The following is a 21861-nucleotide window of genomic DNA, read 5'->3' on the forward strand; positions in this document are numbered from 1 at the left end:
TAACCTTGGGGATGGAGGCCGCTTGGGCTGGCCGATGCCACAGCGAAAGGCGGCCTCAAACCGGAGGTCGAGCATCTGAGTGCCTTGATGGAAACCAAATCGCCTGATCCTGGTCTTTTGAACAGTGAGCTGTGTCGCGAAAAGCGCGCCGGTCCGGGCCAGCGCCGTTTTCCGCTTGCTGTCACTGCACGAAACTCCTGCGTGCAAGCGATTCAATCCGAACGCGAAATGCCCTGATGGCGGACCCGGGCTATATCCTGTCGGGCGCGGCAACCTACTTGTCTAGGATGCGGCAGCGCATCCAGCGGGGACCGGTTTTCGCGTGGCGATTCATGGGACCGGCGCCCGAACGGCTTGCAATGGTGCCGCCAGACCTTCGGCCCAACGATCCGTTGGTGGCGCGCGACATTTATGAGGGCCGGTTCGTGTTCTCAGGGCGGGTTGTGGAAACCGGGGGCGCATCCCCGTTCAATGTCGATCCGCCTTCTGAGATGTGGGAACGGCGGTTGCACGAGTTTCGCTGGCTGCGGCATCTCAAGGGGGCGGAGAGCGACCTGGCATCAGCCAATGCGCGGGCGCTGGTAACCGATTGGCTGCAATGCCATGGGCGGCGGTTTACTGGCATGGCCTGGCAGCTCGACGTGACCGCGGCGCGCGTAATCGCCTGGATGCAGTACTCGCGGCTGCTGCTGGTCAATTCCGACCACGATTTCTATCGCAAGTTCATGGGTTCGCTGGCGCGCCAGGTGCGCTACCTTCGCGGCCTTGCGCCGTCGATGGACGATGACATCTGCGCATTGAGGGTCCGTATTGCGCTTTGTATCGCGTCGCTGGTGTTGCCGACCGCCAGCCGCAATGAACGCTCGGCCATCCGCAATCTCGAGTTCCAGCTTCGCAACCAGATCCTTGCCGATGGCGGCCACGTCAACCGCTGTCCCGACACCTTGCCTAGCCTGTTGGCCGATCTGCTGCCGTTAACCCAGTGTTTTGTGTCGGCCTCCATGCCGGTGCCTCAGGAGATCATCCGCTCGATCGACCGGATGTATCCCGCCATGCGTTTCTTTCGCCACGGCGACGGGCACCTGGCGATGTTTCATGGCGCCGCCGGCGACAACACCGATCTGGTCGCCGCGATCCTGCGGCACGACCAGAGCGGCGCCAAGCCGATGACGCATGCGCCGCATTCCGGCTATCAACGCATGGCGCTGGGCAACACAGTGGTTATCGCTGATACCGGGGTGCCGCCGTCGGGCGTGCACGCGGAGGGTGCGCACGCGAGTTGCCTCGCCTTCGAGATGTCGAGTGGCCGGCAGAGCTTCATCGTCAACAGCGGCATCGACCGGCTCAACCGCGAATCCTACCGCGACCTCGCGCGCATGACGGCGGCGCATTCGTCGCTCGTTCTGGAGGACACGTCGTCGGCGCGCTTCGCGCGTTTCGGGCGCGGGGGTTCGAAGTCCAGCCTGCGGACCTTGTCCGGTCCCAGCCGGGTGGAGGTCGACCGCAAGGAACAGCCGGGGGTTATCGGCTTCACCGCCTCGCATGATGGCTACGCGCGGCAATACGGACTGCTGCACGAACGCACGCTGGTGCTGACCGACGATGGCGCCCGCATCGCGGGGAGGGACCGATTGCTGCCGGCCGACGGCGGCGACGCGAAGAACCTGCCCCGCCACCACTACGATATTCGTTTTCATCTTCATCCGGCCGTTCACGCGCAAATCATCGACCAAGGCAGCGTTCGGCTGTCGGCGGACAGTGGCGAAACATGGACGTTCGATATCGAGCGCGGGGCAGTGACACTTGAGGAGTCGATCCACTTCGCTGGAGTCGCGGGGCCGGTTCGCTCGCAGCAAATCGTAGTCTCGGCGTCCTGTCCCGAAAACGACAGTATCGATTGGCGCCTTCTTCGCGACTGACCCTTGTCCAGCACTTTGCACGCCTTGTTGCATTGCGGTAGGGATCACTGCCAACTCATAAATCCCGCAGAATCGCCCGTCGCTGAACCGTGAGTCCCGCCAATGGCTGTTGCTTCAAAGAGAATCCCCGCACCCGACCGCGTGCCGGTGCGGCGTGCGCTGCTTTCCGTTTCGGACAAGTCCGGGCTGGTGGAACTGGCCAACACGCTCGCCGGACGAGGTATAGAGCTCGTCTCGACCGGAGGAACGCGCAAGGTGATCGCCGACGCGGGTCTGCCGGTGACCGATGTATCGGAGGTCACCGGGTTTCCCGAGATCATGGACGGGCGGGTCAAAACACTGCATCCGGCGGTGCATGGCGGTTTGCTCGCTGTCAGGGACGACCCCGAGCACGTGTTGGCAATGGAAGCCAATGGTATTCGCCCGTTCGATCTTGTCGTTATTAATCTCTATCCTTTCGAAGAGGTCGTTGCGGGTAATGAAGACGATCCGACGACCATCGAGAACATCGATATCGGCGGGCCGGCGATGGTGCGCGCGTCGGCCAAGAACCACGCCTATGTGACGGTGGCGACCAACCCGGCCGACTATGGCGAACTGGTGGAAATGCTCGAGCAGCATGACGGCTGCTCGACCTATGCGATCCGCCGGCGGTTTGCGCTCAAGGCGTTCCAGAGAACGGCGAGCTATGACGCGATGATCGCCGGCTATCTGGCCGACACGACGGAGGCGCCGCAGCTGGCGCGCCAGCACGCCGCGGCGGGGACGCTTTCGCTTGCCATGCGCTATGGCGAAAACCCGCACCAGGCGGCCGGGCTTTATCTTTCCGGCGACCGGCGTCCGGGCGCGGCGCGGGCAACTCTGCTTCAGGGTAAGGCGCTCTCCTACAACAACATCAACGACACCGATGCCGCCTTCGAACTGGTCAGCGAGTTCGATGCTGGCGCCCCGGCGGTCGCGATCATCAAACATGCCAATCCTTGCGGGGTTGCGACCGGCGCGAGCCTGCTTGAGGCCTACCGCAAGGCGTTCGAGTGCGATCAGACATCGGCATTCGGCGGTATCGTCGCGCTCAATGGTGTCCTCGACGCGGACGCCGCCGCCGAGATCGTCAAGGTGTTCACCGAGGTCATCATCGCGCCGGGCGTCACCGATGCCGCAGCCAAGATCATCGCCGCAAAGAAAAACCTCAGGCTGCTGACGACCGGCGGTCTCGCGGACCCGCGCGCCGGCGGCAAAGTCGTCAAGTCGGTTGCCGGCGGCCTGCTGGTGCAGGATCGCGACAATGCTGTCGTCGACGATCTCGACCTGAAATGCGTCACGAAGCGGCAGCCGAGCGAGGCCGAACTGGCTGACCTGAAATTCGCCTTCAGGGTCGCCAAGCATGTGAAGTCGAACGCCATCGTTTATGCGCGTGACGGCGCGACCGTCGGCATTGGCGCGGGTCAGATGAGCCGGGTGGATTCGGCGCGGATCGCAGCCCGCAAGGCAGAGGACGCGGCCGTTGCGCTCGGTCTGCCGGAGCCGCGTACCAAGGGATGCGTGGTCGCGTCGGACGCGTTCTTTCCGTTTGCCGACGGATTGCTAAGCGCCGTTGAAGCGGGTGCGAAAGCCGTCATTCAGCCCGGCGGTTCGATGCGCGACGACGAGGTTATCGCCGCCGCCGACGCGCACGGAATCGCGATGGTGACCACCGGCGTGCGCCACTTCCGGCACTGAGTATCAAGTTCGCGAACGCACCGGGATCAGCAGCAGCATCCCAACCACGAACAGGATCAGGATCGGCGTGATGCCGATCCGCTGGCTGTCGAAGGCCACGGTCATGACGCCGATGCCCCACGGCGCCAGGAAGGCCGTGGCGCGTCCGGAAAGTGCATAAAGCCCGAAGGCTTCGCCCATCCGCTCCGGTTCGGCCTGATCGACCAGAAGCGGGCGGGACGAAGCCTGCAGGGCGCCACCCGCCGCGCCGATGAGCGCACCGGCGCAGTAGAACATGATGTCGGCGGCGCCCGATCCTTCGGCGATCGGCATGAACAGGATTTCCGTGTCGCTGGTCGAGATCACCAGTGTGCTGGCAACGATCAGGAGCGCGATCGAGATGCTGACGACGCGTTTCGTGCCGATGCGTGTGTCGGCCCAGCCGGCGAGAATGCAGCCCGCGATGCCGGTGATGCTGGCCAGAATGCCGAATACGCCGAGTTGGATCGTCGTCCATCCGAGCACACCGACAGCGTAGATGCCGCCGAAGGTGTAGAGCCCGTTCAGCGCATCGCGGTAGAACATGCTCGACAAGAGGAACGAGAAAAGGCTCCGCTCCTTTGAGATGTTGCGGACCGTCCGCCAGAGTTCGGCAAGGCCGTCTGAAACGGCGCCGTAGATCCGCTCCCGGCGTTCGGAGTCCGGCGTGAACAGGAACAACGGGATTACGAAGATCAGATACCACAGCGCGGTGAACGGGCCCGATGCTCGGTCGCCTTCATGGGCCGTGTGATCGAGCCCGAAGATCGGGTCAAGGCCAACAAGGGTCTTGCCGGAGACCGGATCGGCGACCATCAGGGCGAGCATGGCGATCAGACAGATCAGGCCGCCGGCATAGCCGAGCGCCCACGCATTGCCTGACAGGCTGCCGAGCCTTTCCCGTGAGACGAGCCCGGGCATCATCGCATTGTTGAAAACAGCGGCGAATTCAAAACCGATCAGGGCGATAACGAAGGCCGCCAACGCAAACAGGATCAGTCCGTCACTGGCGTTCGGGGTCACGAACCACAGGGCGAACACGGCGAGGATCGCCAGCAGCGAAAATCCGAAGATCCAAGGCTTGCGCGGGCCGGTCGCATCGGAAATCGCGCCGAGGATCGGCGACAGGATCGCGATCGCGAAACCGCCGATACCCGCTGCAAATCCCCACATCGCCTGTCCGTCGACAGCGTTTTCGGCAACGGTGGACGCGAAGTAGGGCGCAAAGACGAATGTGATGATCAGCGTGTGAAAGGGTTGCGCGGCCCAGTCGAAAAACATCCAGCCGAGGATGCCGCGCCTGGCGACCTTGCCGGTGGGCACCGCGCTCATGTCAGAAGTCGCCATTGATCGTCTCTCGCAGGTCCGCTGTGATTTTGAGTGTCATGAAACGAGATCGGCAAGCAGCCCGGCCGCAACGGTCAGGCGTGAGACGGTCAGGTCTCCGGACGTGGTGAGATCGGCGATCCTGTCCTGGACCCGGGCAATGCGCAACTGATTGCTCTCAAGCCAGTTCGAAACGGCCTCGTCCGGCGACTGGTCCGCCGCCACTGACCCCAGTGCGGCATTGGTGATGGCAAGGCGCGCCGAGTTCATCGTGTCGAGGGCACGGTTCTGCGCCAGTCCGTCGAAGTAGTCGTGCGCGGAAAGGCTGTGCGCGAGGTGTTCGAGCCGCCCCATCTTGAACAGTTTGGTCACGGCGTAGAACGCTTTGGCCGCATCGACCGTGTCGCGTGTGGCTGTCCGGGAAATCGACATGATGTCCGGCGTCATGGCGAGAATGGGCATTAGCGCGATCTTGCGGGCAAGCGGGCCTGGCAGCCCGTCTTCCTCAAACTGCTCAGTCCGTTCGCGTACCCAGCCGGCGAGATAGGCCGGCATGATCTGCAGCAAGGCCGGCTCGAGCGCCGATGCGGCCTCATTAAGGTTGTCGATCGCCTTGCCGAGCGCCAGTTGCCCGTCACCGTTCTTGATGAACTGCCCGATAGCGAGCCGCAGCGATTCTCCGATATCCTCGTAGATTTCAAGCTGCCGCGCGCCGGGCAGCTTGTTGTCGAGTGCGTCGACCGCATCATACATGGCGCGGAACCCGAACGCGTCGCGCACCGCGGCATAAGCCTTCACTATGCCGCTCGGCAGCATGCCGGTTGCGTCCTCGAAACGGCTGATCAGCGAAACGCCGCCGCGATTGATTGCCTGATTGGCAAGTTCGGTGGCGATGATCTCGCGGCGTAGCCGGTGCGCCTGGATCTGGCCTGAGAAATCGTTGACCATGCGCGGCGGGAAATAGTCGAGCAGGTCGGTCTCGAGATGCGGATCATCCGGCAATGGGCTGCTGACGATGTCGTCGAACAGGACGATCTTTGCATAGGACAGCAGGACGCCGATTTCCGCGCGTGTCAGGCCAAGGCCGGCCTTGCGCCGTTCGGCAAGCACATCGTCGTCCGGCAGGAATTCGACCTCGCGGTCGAGCAGTTCGCGCTCTTCCAGCGATTCCATCAGCCTTTCGTGCAGCGACAGGATTTCCACACCGCGCCGCTCGGCGATCGAGATGGCAAGCGTCTGGCGGTAATTGTTGCGCAGAACAAGCTCGGCCACCGTGTCGGTCATCTTGGCCAGCAGCTTGTTGCGCTTTGCCCGCGGCAGGGTGCCGTCGTCCATCGCCGGCTTCAGCGCGATCTTGATGTTGACTTCTACGTCCGACGAATTGACGCCGGCGGAGTTGTCGATGGCGTCGGAGTTGCACCGTCCTCCGTGCAATCCGAATTCGATGCGCGCGCGCTGGGTCATGCCGAGATTGGCGCCTTCGCCGACAACCTTGGCGCCGACTTCCCTGGCGGCGATCCGAATAGGATCGTTGGCCTTGTCTCCAGCTTCGGCGTTGGTTTCACCGGACGCGCGAACATATGTGCCGATGCCGCCGAACCAGAGCAGTTCGGCGTCCGCTTTCAGGATGGCCGTCAGAATCTCGTTTGGCGCCGCCTTGGTCTTGCCGAGGCCGATGGCATCGGCTGCCGCTTTGGACAGGGTGACGGTCTTCTGGTTGCGCGGAAAAATGCCGCCGCCTTTCGATATCTTGCCGGTATCGTAGTCCTGCCAGCTCGACCGGCCGAGTTCGAAAATCCGCTTGCGTTCGGCAAAACTCGTGGCGGGATCGGGGTCCGGGTCGATGAAGATATCCCGGTGGTCGAATGCGGCGATCAGGCGAATGTGCTCCGACAACAACATGCCGTTGCCGAACACATCGCCGCTCATGTCGCCGACCCCGACAACGGTGAACGGCTCGTTCTGGATGTCCTTGTCCATCTCCCGGAAATGCCGTTTCACGGCTTCCCAGGCGCCACGCGCGGTGATTCCCATCTTCTTGTGGTCGTAGCCGGCGGAGCCGCCCGACGCGAAGGCGTCGTCCAGCCAGAAACCCATCTCCTGCGAGATCGAGTTCGCGGTGTCGGAGAATGTCGCCGTGCCCTTGTCGGCGGCGACGACGAAATAGGGGTCGTCATTGTCCAGCCTCACGGTGGATGCGGGCGGAACAATCATGTCGCCATCCAGCGTGTCTGTGATCGACAGAAGGGTGGAAATGAACGTCACATAGGCGGCGCGGCCAGCCTCGAAAATCTCGTCGCGGCTTCCGCCAGCCGGCAGGCGCTTGGGAAAGAAACCGCCCTTGGCGCCGACCGGAACGATCACCGAGTTCTTGACCTGCTGGGCCTTCACGAGGCCGAGCACCTCGGTGCGATAGTCTTGTGCGCGGTCCGACCAGCGCAGGCCGCCGCGCGCGACCGGTCCGAAGCGCAGGTGAACGCCTTCCACCTGCGGGCCGAACACGAAAATTTCGCGATACGGCCGCGGATCCGGCAAGGCGGGAATCGCGCGCGGATCGAGCTTGAACGCCAGCGATTCGCGCGGTCGGCCCTCGATACCCGGATTGAAGTAGTTCGTGCGCAGGGTCGCATCGATCACCGCCTGCATGGAACGCAAGATGCGATCGTCGTCGATCGATGGCACCTCGGCCAACTGGTCGGCAATCGCAGCGCGAATGTGTTTCGCGGTGACCTGGGTGTCCTCGACCGGGTCGGCGTTGCGGGCGGGATCGAAGACACAGGCAAAGAGATCGTAGAGCTGTCGGGCGAGCAGCGGGTGGCGAACCAGTGCGTCGGCGATATAGTCCTGGCTGTAGGGGATGTTGGTCTGTTGAAGATAGCGGCCATAGGCGCGCAGGACCGTCGTCTGGCGGCTTGTCAGCCCGGCCGCAAGCAGCAGGCCGTTGTAGCTGTCATTGTCGGCAATGCCGTTCCACACTGCCTGGAAGGCGTCTTCGAAGACCGCGCCATTGTCGTCAAACGGCACAAGTTTGCCCGAGCCGCTCTGCAATTGCATTTCGTGCAGCCAGACGACATTACCGACATTGGCCGTCACGTCGATGGCGTAGGTCAGCTCGCTGATGACGTGGAAACCCATGTTCTCCAACAGCGGCACGCGCTCCGACAGCGGGACCGGCGATCCATAGTGGTAGATGCGCAGCCCGACCTCCTTGCTTGCGCCGGACCGGCGGGCAAAGAAGTCGACAGCCAGCGGCTTGTCGGGTGTCAGGGCGGAAATCCGGCGCAGGTCCTCGACCGCCTGCGCGGGCATGACGGTGTCGCGATAGGTCTCGGGAAAATCGGCTTTTCTGAGCGCGCGGACCTGCGGATCGACATCCGCGGCGTTGATCGCCTCCAGGAAATGATCTTCCCAGGTCAGGCTGATCTTCAGGATATCGGCCTCGAGCGAGGCTTGGGCCGGGTTGGGCGTTTTGCCCTCGCGCCGCCCGATAATGTAGTGGACGCGCGCCAGTGCGCCTTCGGGAAACGCCGGATAATAGGCCGAGACGTGCCCCTTATAGGCCTCCGCGAGGTAATCGCCGATCTCGCCGCGTACGGTCGACGAGTAACGGTCGCGCGGCACATAGACGATGACCGAGACGAAGCGGTCGAAGGAATCGATGCGGCTGAGGACCCGCACCCGGGGGCGGTCCGCCAGCGCGACGATGGCGAGCGCATTGCGGGTCAGGGTGGGTACATCGACCTGGAACATCTCGTCGCGCGGATAGGATTCCAGCACGTTGAGAAGCGCTTTTCCCGAATGGCTGTCGGGTTCGTATTTGGCGCGCTTGATCACCGCGTCCGTCTTGGAGCGGATGTAGGGGATGCGCATGACAGAGCGGGTGTAGGCGGTCGAGGTGAACAGCCCGATGATGCGGATCTCGCCGGCCAGCTTGCCCTTGGCGTCGTATTTCTTGACGCCGATGTAATCCATGTAGGACCGGCGGTGCACCTTGGACCTGATGTTGGCCTTGGCGACGATCAGGGCGCTGCGGCTGTTCAGGAAGGCGCGGATTTCGGGCGTGGTCGTGACCGGTTCGTCGCCGCGGCGCATCACACGCACGTCCGGGTCGGAGAGAATACCGAGCCCGGGCGCATCGGCGCGAACCAGCCGGCCGCGGGCTTCGCCGCCGCGATAGTCGTATTCGCGGATGCCGAGAAGCGTGAAATTGTTGTCGCGCAACCACTCCAGGAATGCCAACGCCTCGTTGGCATCGGACTTCTTGACCGGCAGGATGCCCGTCCTCAGCCCCTCGATCACGGCGTCGAGCCGGTCGAGCATCGGGCGCCAGTCGCGCACGGCGGCCTTCACCTGTTCGATGATTTCGCGCAGGCTCGTTTCGAGGGCGGCCGCCTTCTCATCCGTCATGTCATGCAAAAGGACGTGAATGACGCTGGTGCGGATGGTGTCCTGGTCAGCCCGGTCGACCAGCGCGAAATCTTCCGCATCGTGCGTCACGTCGAAGATGGGGTGCACCACCATCCCGACGCTGTGGGACATGTCGTTGATCTCGCCGAGAACCGAATCGAACAGGAACGGCATGTTCTCGTTGACGACCGAAACCACGCACCAGTCGTCGTCGCCGACGGGCTCGACACGGACCTGCGATGCGCCGCGTTTGTGGCTGGCGAGCGCGGCGGCGGTCTTCTCGACGGCGGCGGCCAGCAGCGCGGGGTCAAGCGCGGTCAGGTCTTCGTGATGGCTGTCGCCCAAAAGGGCGCTGGCGAATTCCTGGACCTGCGGACCGGCGTCCTCCAAATGGTCGACAACCTGGGCGATATGACGTTTCGCCGATGCATTCGCATGCGCAGATTTGGCCATGCTTACCTCCCGCGGTGGTCCCGTTCAGGTTGCCGGCAGCATAACAAACGGGAAATCCCTTGCAGCACAAAACTTCATAAATTTGATGTCGGTTCGCCGCGATGCCGCGGTTGCCGATGGGAGGTTGGCGAGATAGTGTCGGCGGGTCGCTGAAACGCCTTTTCCCGGACCCGTCGAATGGCAGAAAAACACCCCGACGATCTGGCCCGTGAAGACGAGGCGAAACGTGCGCTCGAACGGGTTGCGCGCGAATCGGAAGTCGTCGGGCACTCGTCATTCGTGCGCACCGTCGACCGGGCGCGGTCGCATATGGCAGCCGACGATGCGGATCCCGCCGACCCGGTCGAGGTGTGGGGACGCCGCGTCGGCCGTGGCCTCAGCCTGGTCGCGTTCATCGGCCTGGCGGCCTGGCTGCTCTCCTATCTGGCGCGATGATGCAGCGGGCGCGAAGCACGAAAACCACCGTGGCGGTGATCTCCAGCCATGTCGCCCGCGGGACGGTCGGCAACCGCGCTACGGTGTTTGCGCTGGAGACGCTGGGCTTCCCGGTCTGGGCCATCCCGACCGTCACGTTGCCGTGGCATCCCGGGCACGGTCCGGCGCCAAGGATCGTGCCCGATGACAATGCGTTCGCGGATATGATGGGCGCGCTGGCCGCTTCGCCTTATGTGGGCGAGGTCGGCGCCGTGCTGTCTGGCTATCTCGGGTCGCCGGCACAGGCGGACGCGATCGCCGGGCTTGTCGGCGCGGTCAGGCAAGCCAATCCGGATGCGCTTTACGTCTGCGATCCGGTGATCGGCGACGCGGGCGGTCTTTACGTGCCGGAGGAGACCGCGACCGCGATACGCGACCGGCTTTATGCGATCGCCGACATCGTGAGCCCAAACCGCTACGAGTTCGAGTGGCTGGCGGGGCGGCGGATGGAAACGAACGGCGAGATCGTCGCCGAGGCCGAGCGCGCGCAAGCCGAGACCGTCCTTGTCACCAGCGCTTATTCGCTGCTGGCTGGCGGAACCGGCAATCTGCTGGTGGACGGCGGGCGGGCGCTGCTTGCCGAACACCGGCATATCGACAATCCGCCGAACGGTCCGGGCGATCTGACGGCGGCACTGTTCACCGGCCACGTTCTCGCCGGACAGACCTCCGAGAAGGCTCTGCAAAGGGCTACGGCGTCCGTTTACGAACTGGTATCGCGCACCTGCAAACGGGGTGCCGATGAACTGATGCTGGAGACGGACGCCGACTGCCTGTCCAGACCGATGGCGATGGTTCAGGTGCGGCAGATGGCCGTCGCTCATCCGCCAAGGCTTGCTTGAACGAAGGCAGCACACAATCCACCTTGAACGATCGCGCACTTGCAGCTAGGCCTCTGCCATGAGCAAGTTCCCCGATCGCCTGCTCGATGGTTATCGAAGCTTTGTCTATGGCACGTTCCGTCAACGGTCGGAGCGGTTTCGCGAGCTTGCCGAGCGCGGCCAGAAGCCCGAGACGCTGGTCATAGCGTGCTGCGACTCGCGTGCAGCACCCGAAATCGTGTTCGACACCGGCCCTGGCGAAATCTTCGTCCTTCGCAATGTCGCCAACCTCGTGCCGCCCTACAATGCCGAGGGCAGGTACCGTTCTTCGGTGGCAGCCATCGAATTCGCGACGGTGCATCTTGGCGTGCGCAACATTGTCGTGATGGGGCATGGCCGGTGTGGCGGCGTTTCGGCGGCATTGGACGAACAACGCGGTGCGACCGATCAGGGCGATGCGATCGGTCACTGGATCAGCTTGATCGACCCGGCGATTGAAGCCGTGGAGAGTGGCGAGGGCCACGATCCGATCCGCCATATCGGCGAAGGCTGCTCGGCCTGCGGCGACGATCCGGCGGATCGCAAGCGAACCGCCGTCGAATGCATGTCGGTTCGAAAATCGCTCGGAAACCTGCGGACCTTTCCATATGTCCGCGAGCGGGAAGAAGATGGCCGACTCGCCTTGCACGGTGCGTGGCTGGATATTTCCGAGGGACTGCTCTGGGTCTTCGATGCGGATACCGGCGAGTTCGTACCCGCGATCGATCCGGCCGCTTTCCCGGCCCCGGGCGGACCCTAGGCGGCGGCTCGATGGGAAAGAGAGCAATTGCTGCAGTGTTGCTGCTCTGGCTAGCCGCTTCGCCGGCAATCGCGAATGAGCGGGCGGCCATCGTCTGCTACATGTTCGTGGACAACGAGCACACGACGCGCGAAGTGTTTACCTTCTCGGGCCAGAAGATCGCCGTGTCGGAGCAAGACAGGATCGCTGAAAGCTGCGACGCGTTCTGACCAAACCGCAATTCACGGGAGAACCAATTCGGTGTCGCATATTCCTCTGCTTATCGTTCCCTTCATCCTCTACAATATCGGCGCCATGGGTCTGTTCGGGTCTTCCGGCGGGGGCGTATGGGACGCCCAGATATGGGCGATGACACTGATTTCCGGCGGTGTTTGGCGCATGACACTGGGAGACATGCTGCTTCTGGTCGGCCTTGTCTTCATGTTCTTTGAAATCCTCAAATCGACGCGCACTTCCAACGCATCGGTGCTCGACCATCTGCTTTCTACATTCGTGTTCGTGGCTTTCCTGGTCGAGTTCCTGGTCGTTCCCGGGGCGGCGACTTCGGTTTTCTTCCTGCTCATGATCATGGCCCTGATCGACCTGATGGCGGGCTTTTCGGTTTCGATCCGATCTGCGGGCCGGGACGTGTCATTCAACTGAGTGCATGTCGCGATTGAAACGCGACGCGTCCCGTCAGCAGAGTGAGCAGCCGATCATGAGAGACTTCCAAGCCCCGGGCCGATCGGCGGTGATCGCCGAAAACGGAATGGCAGCAACATCGCATCCGCTGGCTTCCTCAACCGCGCTCAAAGTCCTCAAGGAAGGCGGTAACGCGGTCGATGCCGCCGTCGCCGCAGCCGCAACACTGGCCGTGGTGGAGCCGCAGATGACCGGGATCGGCGGCGACTGTTTCGCCATCGTCGCCGGTGCGGACGGCAAGATCCTCGGTGTCGATGGCGCGGGCAGGGCCGCACGGGGCGCGCGCACGGAATGGTATGTCGAAAACGGTTTCAGCGAGATTGGGGCGCACTCGGCCCATGCGGTGACGGCGCCCGGCGCCGTAATGGCGTGGCAGACCCTGCTTGCCGTCGCCGGTAAGAGAAGCCTCGATTACCTGCTGCGAGACGCGATCCGATATGCGGAAGGCGGATACCCGGTGGCGTCGCGTGTCGCGTGGGACTGGGCGCGCCAGGTGGAAACCCTGCGAAAGGACGAGGGCGCGAGCCGGCATTTGCTGCCAGGTGGCGTTGCGCCGGTGGTCGGGCAACGACATTGCCAGCCGGCGCTCGCCGCAACCTTGCGTGCGATCGCGTCGGAGGGCGCCAAAGCGTTTTATGAAGGGGCGATTGCAGCCGAGATCGCGCAAACAGTGCAAGCCAAGGGCGGGTTTCTCGACGAAGAGGACCTTGCAGCGGTGACAACCGGTTTCGTCGACCCTATCTCGGTCGATTACCGTTCAAGCACGGTGTTCGAGTTACCGCCGAGCGGCCAGGGCGTCATCGCCCTGATCATGTTGAACATTCTCGACGAGATCGGTGCCCGGGCTTTCGATCCGGATAGCCCCGACCGCTTGCACGCAGAGATTGAGGCCGCACGCCTTGCCTACTCGGTGCGCGATGCACTGCTTGGCGACCCTGACCACATGCCGTTGTCGGCCGAGGCCATGATCGCCAGGGAATACGCGCGTGCTCTGGCCGCACAGTTCCGTCCGGATTCACGGAATGAAACGCTGACCATTCCCGACCAACCTCGCTCCGACACTGTGTATCTGTCGGTCGTTGACAAGGACCGGACCGCGGTCTCATTCATCAACTCGCTTTACGGCGACTTTGGCTCGCAGATCGTTACTCCGGAAAGCGGGATTGTGCTGCAGAACCGCGGATCCTGTTTTGTCACCGATCCGCTCCATCCAAATGCGATCGCGCCTGAGAAGCGACCGTTGCACACGATAATTCCGGCCATGGTCTGCCGTGCCGGTCTGCCTTCGGTGTCATTCGGTGTGATGGGAGGCGCGTATCAGCCGACAGGTCACTGCCATGTGCTGACAAACATGCTGGATTACGGCATGGATCCGCAGGCCGCGATCGACGCGCCAAGAGTGTTCTGGGACGAGACCGGGACGATAATGGCGGAAAGCGGTGTCTGCGACGCTGTTTTGTCCGAGCTCGCCGGGCGCGGTCACTCTGTCTGTCGTGCACCGAAGCCTATTGGCGGCGCCCAAGCAATCGTGATCGACCGTGACACGGGTTTTCTGATCGCAGGTTCCGATCCGCGAAAAGATGGATGTGCTATCGGTTGGTAAGCATATGCTGACGTAAAGCTCAGCTTTCCAATGAATCCAGCTTGCGTTGCATCGCGGCAATCTGCTCGCGCATCGACTTCAGTTCGTCGGGGGATGTCTGGGCCGTTTTCTCTTCGGCAGCCTCGTCCTCTCCCGTCGCCGGGAAGGGGGAGAACATCTGCATTGCGTTGCGGAACATCTCCATGTTGCGTCGCGTCTGTTCCTCGACCATCTGCTGTCCCGATGTGACCAGGTCCATTGGCGTCTTGCCGACCATCGAGGTCATCTGCTCGCGGATGCGTTCCTGTTCCTTTGCGAACATGGCCATGGAATGCTCGAGATAGCTCGGCACGACCATCTGCATCTGGTCGCCATAGAACGAAATCAGCTGACGCAGGACGGAAATCGGCAGCATCGACTGGCCGGTCTTGCCTTCCTGCTCGAAGATGATCTGCGTCAGGACGGCGTGTGTCAGATCCTCGCCGCTCTTTGCATCATGGACCACGAAATCCTCGCCGTCCTTCACCATATTGGCGAGATCCTCGAGCGTCACATAGGTGCTTGTGCCGGTGTTATAGAGGCGCCGGTTGGCATATTTCTTGATCACCGTCGGTTGGTCGTTGCTTGCCATTTGGTATGCCCTCCGCAGGGTTTGCGCCGGCTGTGTCGTCTGTGGTTTTTGAAATACTACTTTCAAAGCTCATCCAATTCAAAGCGTTTGTTGCAGTGCAGCTTTTCCGTAGCGTCAACGGCTCACGGTTTTTTGTGCGCTGCGATCCATTCGCTGGGCGGGACACGGCTATGCAGAAACAGAAAGGTTGCGCCTCTAGCCTTGCGTCATCTTATAGGCTTTAAAGAAACCGAAAACGGACCACGAACGTCGTGAATTCGTCGATCGCGGCAGATGATCGCGATCTGAGAAAACTGCGAAACGAGGAGCAAGTCGCCATGACATCAGTCGTAATCGTCAGTGCCGCGCGTACGCCGGTCGGATCCTTCAACGGTGCATTTGCCAATGTCCAGGCGCATAAGCTTGGGGCGGCAGCGATCCGTGGTGCACTGGAACGGGCCGGGGTCGACGCCAATGAAGTCGATGAAGTCATCATGGGACAAATCCTGACCGCCGGGGAAGGCCAGAATCCGGCCCGGCAAGCTTCGATGGCTGCCGGCTGCCCACAGGAAACGACCGCGTGGAACCTCAACCAGCTCTGCGGCTCCGGTCTGCGCACGGTCGCCATCGGCATGCAGCAGATCGCCACGGGTGACGCAGACATCATCGTTGCCGGCGGGCAGGAATCGATGTCGATGGCGCCGCATGCGGCGCATCTGCGCGGCGGCGTGAAGATGGGCGAGTTGAAGATGGTCGACACCATGTTGAAGGACGGTCTGATGGACGCCTTTAACGGCTATCATATGGGCAACACCGCCGAGAATGTCGCGCGGCAGTGGCAATTGACCCGCGAGGACCAGGACTCGTTTGCTGTCGCGTCGCAGAACAAGGCGGAAGCGGCCCAGAAAGCGGGCAAGTTCAAGGACGAGATCGTCGCCTACACGGTCAAGGGCCGCAAGGGCGACACGGTCGTGGAGAATGACGAATACATCAAGCACGGCGTGACGATGGAAGGGGTTTCCGGCCTGCGTCCGGCCTTCGATAAGGAGGGCACGGTTACGGCGGCGAACGCTTCGGGCATCAACGATGGCGGCGCCGCAGTGGTGCTTATGAGCGAAGAGGAAGCTGCGCGCCGCGGCCTCACGCCGATGGCCCGGATCGCTTCGTGGGCAACGGCGGGTGTCGACCCGGCGATCATGGGCACCGGACCGATCCCCGCGTCCAGGAAGGCGCTGGAAAAGGCCGGCTGGTCAGTCGAGGATCTCGATCTTGTCGAGGCCAATGAGGCGTTCGCCGCACAGGCATGCGCGGTCAACAAGGATCTCGGATGGAACACCGATATCGTCAACGTCAATGGCGGTGCGATCGCAATCGGCCATCCGGTTGGCGCGTCTGGCGCGCGCATCCTCAATACACTGCTGTTCGAGATGAAGCGCAGCGAGGCCAACAAGGGGCTGGCTACACTGTGCATCGGCGGCGGCATGGGCGTCGCGATGTGCCTGGAACGGATGTAATTCAGCGGGAGCGAGTTTCCGCAGTCCGTTTTGGCGGCCGCGACAGAAAAGGCGCGCGGCCGCTGAATATCTCAGCGAAAGGGAGGAATACGCATGAGCAAGGTTGCACTTGTCACCGGAGGGTCGCGCGGAATCGGCGCAGCGATATCGAAGGCTTTGAAGGATGCCGGCTACACGGTGGCCGCCAACTATGCCGGCAATGACGAGGCCGCGGCCAAGTTCAAGGAGGAGACGGGGATTGCGGTCTACAAGTGGTCGGTTGCCGATTACGACGCCTGCAAGGCAGGGATTGCCCAGGTGGAAGCGGATCTCGGTCCGGTCGAGATCCTGGTCAACAATGCCGGGATCACCCGCGACGCGATGTTCCACCGGATGACGCCGGAACAGTGGAACGAAGTCATCTCGACCAATCTCAACGGTGTCTTTAACATGACCCATCCGGTGTGGCCCGGCATGCGTGATCGCAAGTTCGGCCGTGTGGTCAACATTTCGTCGATCAACGGCCAGAAGGGCCAGGCGGGGCAGGCCAACTACTCGGCCGCCAAGGCTGGCGATATCGGCGTTACAAGGGCGCTGGCGCAGGAAGGCGCGCGCGCCGGGATCACCGTCAACGCGGTTTGCCCGGGCTATATCGGCACCGAGATGGTGCGCGCGATCGACGAGAAGGTTTTGGCGGAGCGGATCATTCCGCAAATTCCGGTCGGCCGCCTCGGCGAGCCGGAGGAAATCGCGCGCTGTGTGGTGTTTCTTGCCTCGGAAGAGGCCGGGTTTATTACCGGCTCAACCATTTCGGCAAATGGCGGCCAGTATTTCTCCTGATTTCGCTCCGGTTTCATCTTTATTGATACGTGTCATTTGATGGTTGTCATGCCGCTGGCATAGTCGCGGCATGACAAAACCGGATCATGATGTTGTCGTTATTGGCGGAGGCCTTGGCGGGCTCGCCGCTGCAGCTGTTCTTGCAAAAGGCGGGCGGAATGTCTGCGTCGTCGAAAGCCATGACGAGGTTGGCGGCGCCGCCTCCACCTACCGGATCGGCGATCTGACGATCGAGGCGGCATTGCACGAGACGGCCAATCCGTTCAACCCGGTCGATCCGAAACACTTTTTCCTGAAGCGTCTGGGGCTTCTCGATGCCATCGAATGGGTGCCGGTCGGCGGCTTTTATTCGGTGCGCGGGGGCCCGGTCGGCAAGGAGCCTTTTGCCGTCGGTCATGGATTCTCCGATGTTTGGCGGGCCTTCGCCGAGCGTTTCGGCGATCCGGGCACCGACAGGGTGCTGGAGCGGATGGAGGATATCTGCTCGGTGCTTGCCGGCCTGATGAAGGCCGGCAACGAGCACTCCGTCGCTCAGTTGATGCGATCCCTGTTCAAGGCGGGGCCTCTGGTCTCCGACTGGCGGCTGTCTCTGACAGACGTCTTCGATCAGGAGCTTGAAGGAAACGAAGCGGCGAAATGCGCGCTGGCGGCAAACCTGCCGTATTATTCGGATGATCCCGCGAAGCTGTGGTGGATCTTCTTTGCGGTTGCGCAGGGCACCTATATTGGAACCGGCAGCTACTATCTGAAGGGCGGTTCGTCAGCGCTAACGGGTACGCTTCGCCAATTCATCGAGGAGAATGGCGGCACGGTGCTGACCGGATGCGAGGTTCACCGGGCACAACCGCCTGACGGCGAAGCTGCGGCCGAGGTGGAGTACAGGCGGACGGGAAACGACAGGATAACGCGGCTCAAGACAACGGCGATTGTCGCCAACTGCGCGCCGCGGGTCTTGTCGGGCATGCTGCCGGAACCGCTACGCGCGCGCTTTTATTCGCCTTATCGCAAGCTCGAACCGTCGACGTCGCTCTTCAGCGTCTATTTCGGCGTCAATGCGGATACCGGGGGCGTATTGCCGCGCGAGTACTCGAACATGGTGCTGCCGCAATGGATGCGGTCCCTGTCCGACTATGCAATGGCAGGTGATTTGCTTGGGGCGATGCCGACGGGCCGCCTGCCGCCATTCGCCCTCGTCAATTACCGGGCGGCTGATTCCGGTCTTGGAGACGGGCAACTGGGCTTGATCACGGTCACCGGCATCGACCGGGTCGAGAACTGGGTCGGCTTGACGCAACACGAAGAAGCCGCGCGTCGCGAAGCCTGGAGCGATGCGATCCAGGAGGAAATCGAACGGTATTGGCCGGGGTTTTCCAGTCTGGTCGAGCAACGCCATTTCGTGTCGGCGGCATCGATGCAGCGATACTTGCGCACGCCCGGCGGCGCCGTTTACGGTTTTGCGACGCCGCCCCCGAAAAAACCGATCTGGTTTGGCAGGGAGAAGTCGCCGAAGACCGCGTTGCCGGGTGTGTTTCTCGCCTCGAGCTATGCCGGCGCCGGGGGATACTCAGGTTCGCTGGGCACAGGCGCCATGGCTGGCGACTTGGTCGAAGCCTGGTTGAAAAAATCGCGGGGCCGCAGCTAGAAGACGGGAAGGAGCCTGCCGGATTTGTTGCTGGGAAGCGGCGCAGTGCCCGGCATCAGGCCTTGCCGTCCAACTCCTCGCGCAGCAGCTCCAATTCCAGCCATTCCTCTTCGCTGGCCTCGTGTTCCGCCCGCAATCGCTCGAGCTTTGTTGCGGTCTGGCTGAACTTTTCCGGATCCTTCGAGAACAGCTGCGGATCGGCGAGCGCTTGCTCCAGCACGCCGATCTGCGCGGCGAGATCCTCGATCCTTCCAGGTAGGGTCTCCAGCGCGAATTTCTGCTTGTAGGACAGTTTCGCCCGGTTCGGCTTGAACCTTTCCGGCGCTTCGCGCTGTTGCTTCTTGCCGGGCGCATCCGGCTTGGAAGACGGCGTCTTGGCGGGCGGCGGGGCCGCCTCGCTTCGCTGCGCGATCATGTCCGAGTAACCGCCAGCATAGGCGATCCATCGTCCCTCGCCGGGGCGCGCCGCGTCAGGCGCGATGACCGCGGTTACGGTGCGGTCGAGAAAATCGCGGTCGTGGCTGACCAGGATTACAGTACCGGGGAAGCCGGCGACCAGTTCCTGCAGGAGATCGAGCGTCTCCATGTCCAGATCGTTGGTCGGTTCGTCGAGGATCAGGACATTGGCCGGCCGGGCGAGCGTTCGCGCGAGAAGTAGACGCGCCTTTTCACCGCCGGATAATTCCCGGATGGGTGTGCGGGCCTGTTCCGGCTTGAACAGGAAGTCTCTCATGTAAGAGGCGACATGCTTCTGCTGGCCATTGACGATCAGCGTCTGGCCACGCCCGTCCGTCAGGAAGTGTTCGAGCGTTTCGTCCGGCTTGAGCTGGTCACGGCGCTGATCGAGGATCGCCACATCCAGGTTCGTGCCGTGCCGGACCGTGCCCGTGTCTGGCTGCAACTGGCCCATCAACAGATTGACGAGGGTGGTTTTGCCGGCGCCGTTCGGTCCGACAATGCCGATCCGGTCGCCCCGGTGAATGCGCAGCGAGAAGCCGGTGACAAGCCGCCGGTCGTCGAAGCCCATGCCGAGTTCGTTTGCCTCGATGACGAGCTTGCCGCTGGCGCGGGTATCGGATGCGGCCAGCTTGGCCCCGCCTTCGGGACGCTGATGCTCGCGAAACGCCTTGCGCAGATCCGTCAACTCGCCGAGCCTGCGCATGTTGCGCTTGCGCCGTCCGCTGACCCCGTGGACCACCCAGTGTTCCTCGCGGGCGATCTTCCGGCCAAGCTTGTGATGTTCCTGTTCCTCGTTTTCGAGGAACTTGTCGCGCCAGTCCTCGAAGGAGGCAAAGCCCTTTTCGATTTCGTGCAGCGTGCCGCGATCGAGCCACATCGTCCGTTTGGACAGCTTTTCCAGAAACCGCCGGTCATGCGAGATCAGGACGATGGCCGATTTCGTGCGGGCCAGTTCGTCTTCCAGCCACTCGATGGCGGGCAAGTCGAGGTGGTTGGTCGGTTCGTCCAGCAGCAGGATGTCGGGCTGCGGCGCAAGCGTGCGCGCCAGCGCGGCACGGCGGGCCTCGCCGCCCGACAGGTTCCGCGTTTCGCCATCCGGGTCGAGACCCAGCGATGTCAGCAGGTAGTCGGCCCGGTAGCTGTCGTCGAGCGGACCCAGTTCGGCCCGCGCATAGTCGCCGATTGATGCATATCCACTAAGGTCAGGATCCTGCGGCAGGTAACGGACAGTGGTGTTCTTTTCGGTGACGACACTGCCGTCCAGCGCGTCGCCCTGGCCTGCGAGAATGCGCAGCAAGGTCGACTTGCCGCAGCCATTGCGCCCGACAAGCGCTATGCGGTCGCCGGCCTGGATCGACAGCGACACGTCGGCGAACAAAGGCGTTCCGCCGAATGTCAGCATCAGGTTTTCAGCGCGAAGGAGCGGGGGTGTTGCGGCCATGGTGCAATCGCAATGGGAAAGGCGCTATCTCCGCATTCCGGTGCGAAAATGCAAGGGCCGCGCCCGGCACATACCGGACGCGGCCCCGATCGATTCGTTCAGGCCGGTGTTACGGGCACTTGGCGATATAGGTCCTGCCGTCCGGATAACGGTAGCGGCAATTGCCGTCCGCAAGACGGCCGACCACGTAACCGGCGGCGCCACCAGCGACCGCGCCCAGCGCGATCTGGCCAGCATTGCCGCCGCCGATAGCCACGGCGCCAGCACCGATCGCCGCACCGGCGGCTGTGGACTGCTCGGTTGTCGAACAGCCGGAAGCGACAGCTCCGGCCACCACGAGGGCAGCAAGGGTGTATGCAATTTTCATGGGTGCTCTCCTTTGTTCCCGTCTCATCACTAAGCAGTGAATAACCGCCGGTGTGTGACAAGTATCACATCCCTTCATCTTGGCATTCAACCTGAGCAATGGCGACCGCACAACCTTTTGACAAGACGATTGCGACATTGTTTGCAGCGACATTCGACAGTGTCAGCGTAGAGCCGAGGCGAACATTCACATCATGTAACGGCCATTTTGCGGCGGTAATCGTTAGCCCCTCTAGATTGCTGAAGTTCATGATCGAGAACATCGTTCCGGCTGTCCAATCCGGCTTGAGCGGCGTTCCGGGGACGAGAGGCAGTGCTTCCTCGGCGCCGCTGGTCACGACGACGTCGATTTCTTCGCGCTTGGCGAGATCGATCGCCGTCGCGAGATTGAAGAAGGCGTGATCGGTGCGTTCCCCACCAATCCCGCCGCAAAGCAGGAGCGAGTCCGCGCCGCAGTCCAGCGCATGACGGATGGCGATCTCGCCGTCGGACATCGCCTTGTCAGGTACGTGGTTCTGGCGCGGAACATGGACGTAGTGATCAATGAGATGCTGATCCGCTGAATCGAAATCCCCGATCCACAATTCCGGTGTGACACCAAGTGCTTCGGCGTGCCGTATCCCGCCATCGGCGGCAAGTATCCTGCATCCTTCGATGGCGTGTTTAACGCGTGCGGTTGCTGTCAAAGCGCCGTCCAGAAGCACGGCGAAACGGGTCGATTGCGGGTTCTTCATCGCACGAGGACTAACGCGGCGGGTCACCTGCGCCAAGTCGCAATCGCAGTTTGGTCTTGATGCGGATGGCGCGCCGC

General features: G+C 62.6%; 17 protein-coding genes. 11 read left to right on the plus strand and 6 right to left on the minus strand.

Features of this window, described 5'->3' with window-relative positions; genetic code table 11:
- Window positions 1-236: 236 nt before the first annotated feature.
- Together ACO06R_RS04275 and purH are read left to right on the plus strand one after the other, a co-directional pair.
- Entirely contained in the window at window positions 237-1919 is a 1683-nt protein-coding gene (locus ACO06R_RS04275) for a heparinase II/III family protein (RefSeq protein WP_421856529.1), read from the plus strand.
- Between the two features lie 102 nt (window positions 1920-2021).
- A complete protein-coding gene (purH, locus tag ACO06R_RS04280; protein WP_421856532.1) occupies window positions 2022-3638 on the plus strand; it encodes a bifunctional phosphoribosylaminoimidazolecarboxamide formyltransferase/IMP cyclohydrolase in 1617 nt (538 codons plus the stop codon).
- 3 nt (window positions 3639-3641) lie between these two features.
- On the opposite strand, the gene ACO06R_RS04285 is transcribed toward purH, so the two are convergent.
- Window positions 3642-5003, minus strand: coding sequence for an MFS transporter (locus tag ACO06R_RS04285; protein WP_421856535.1), 1362 nt, complete (start codon window positions 5001-5003; stop codon window positions 3642-3644).
- 36 nt (window positions 5004-5039) lie between these two features.
- Window positions 5040-9842 (minus strand): NAD-glutamate dehydrogenase, encoded by a 4803-nt coding sequence (locus ACO06R_RS04290; RefSeq protein WP_421856538.1) that lies wholly within the window; start codon window positions 9840-9842, stop codon window positions 5040-5042.
- A gap of 177 nt (window positions 9843-10019) precedes the next feature.
- On the opposite strand from ACO06R_RS04290, the gene ACO06R_RS04295 reads away from it, so the two are divergent.
- From ACO06R_RS04295 to ggt, 6 genes are all read left to right on the plus strand, one after another.
- The gene (locus tag ACO06R_RS04295) at window positions 10020-10277 is read left to right on the plus strand and encodes a hypothetical protein (RefSeq protein ID WP_421856541.1); all 258 of its coding nucleotides are present in this window, start codon (window positions 10020-10022) and stop codon (window positions 10275-10277) included.
- Entirely contained in the window at window positions 10274-11158 is an 885-nt protein-coding gene (gene pdxY / locus ACO06R_RS04300) for a pyridoxal kinase PdxY (RefSeq protein WP_421856544.1), read from the plus strand. Before ACO06R_RS04295 ends, pdxY begins: the two co-directional genes overlap by 4 nt.
- A 58-nt stretch (window positions 11159-11216) precedes the next feature.
- Window positions 11217-11936 carry a carbonic anhydrase gene (locus ACO06R_RS04305; RefSeq protein WP_421856547.1) on the plus strand — a complete coding sequence of 240 codons (720 nt, stop codon included), beginning with the start codon at window positions 11217-11219 and terminating at the stop codon, window positions 11934-11936.
- Between the two features lie 11 nt (window positions 11937-11947).
- The gene (locus tag ACO06R_RS04310) at window positions 11948-12145 is read left to right on the plus strand and encodes a hypothetical protein (RefSeq protein ID WP_421856550.1); all 198 of its coding nucleotides are present in this window, start codon (window positions 11948-11950) and stop codon (window positions 12143-12145) included.
- Between the two features lie 85 nt (window positions 12146-12230).
- Window positions 12231-12578: a hypothetical protein gene (locus ACO06R_RS04315; RefSeq protein ID WP_421859205.1), complete on the plus strand. Its 348-nt coding sequence runs from the start codon at window positions 12231-12233 to the stop codon at window positions 12576-12578.
- A 55-nt stretch (window positions 12579-12633) separates the two neighbouring features.
- Window positions 12634-14220, plus strand: a complete 1587-nt coding sequence (gene ggt, locus ACO06R_RS04320) for a gamma-glutamyltransferase (protein ID WP_421856553.1) — start codon at window positions 12634-12636, stop codon at window positions 14218-14220.
- 19 nt (window positions 14221-14239) lie between these two features.
- Here the strand turns inward: ggt and phaR are convergent, their stop codons facing one another.
- Window positions 14240-14830, minus strand: a complete 591-nt coding sequence (gene phaR, locus ACO06R_RS04325; RefSeq protein WP_421856556.1) for a polyhydroxyalkanoate synthesis repressor PhaR — start codon at window positions 14828-14830, stop codon at window positions 14240-14242.
- 317 nt (window positions 14831-15147) lie between these two features.
- Between phaR and ACO06R_RS04330 the strand changes: the two genes are divergently transcribed.
- The 3 genes from ACO06R_RS04330 to ACO06R_RS04340 all read left to right on the plus strand — a co-directional run bounded on the left by ACO06R_RS04330 (window position 15148) and on the right by ACO06R_RS04340 (window position 18784).
- The gene (locus ACO06R_RS04330) at window positions 15148-16323 is read left to right on the plus strand and encodes an acetyl-CoA C-acetyltransferase (RefSeq protein WP_421856559.1); all 1176 of its coding nucleotides are present in this window, start codon (window positions 15148-15150) and stop codon (window positions 16321-16323) included.
- Between the two features lie 93 nt (window positions 16324-16416).
- Entirely contained in the window at window positions 16417-17142 is a 726-nt protein-coding gene (locus ACO06R_RS04335) for a beta-ketoacyl-ACP reductase (RefSeq protein ID WP_421856562.1), read from the plus strand.
- A gap of 70 nt (window positions 17143-17212) precedes the next feature.
- Complete coding sequence (locus ACO06R_RS04340; protein WP_421856565.1) at window positions 17213-18784, plus strand: phytoene desaturase family protein; 1572 nt, start codon at window positions 17213-17215, stop codon at window positions 18782-18784.
- A 55-nt stretch (window positions 18785-18839) separates the two neighbouring features.
- Here the strand turns inward: ACO06R_RS04340 and ACO06R_RS04345 are convergent, their stop codons facing one another.
- The 3 genes from ACO06R_RS04345 to ACO06R_RS04355 form a co-directional block, all read right to left on the minus strand.
- A complete protein-coding gene (locus ACO06R_RS04345; RefSeq protein ID WP_421856568.1) occupies window positions 18840-20684 on the minus strand; it encodes an ABC-F family ATP-binding cassette domain-containing protein in 1845 nt (614 codons plus the stop codon).
- A 109-nt stretch (window positions 20685-20793) separates the two neighbouring features.
- Window positions 20794-21051, minus strand: a complete 258-nt coding sequence (locus tag ACO06R_RS04350; RefSeq protein WP_421856571.1) for a hypothetical protein — start codon at window positions 21049-21051, stop codon at window positions 20794-20796.
- A gap of 64 nt (window positions 21052-21115) precedes the next feature.
- Window positions 21116-21811 carry a thiamine diphosphokinase gene (locus ACO06R_RS04355; RefSeq protein ID WP_421859207.1) on the minus strand — a complete coding sequence of 232 codons (696 nt, stop codon included), beginning with the start codon at window positions 21809-21811 and terminating at the stop codon, window positions 21116-21118.
- Between the last annotated feature and the right edge of the window lie 50 nt (window positions 21812-21861).

It is taken from the genome of Oricola sp. (genome assembly GCF_965230365.1).
In the GTDB taxonomy this organism is placed as follows: Bacteria; Pseudomonadota; Alphaproteobacteria; order Rhizobiales; family Rhizobiaceae; genus Oricola.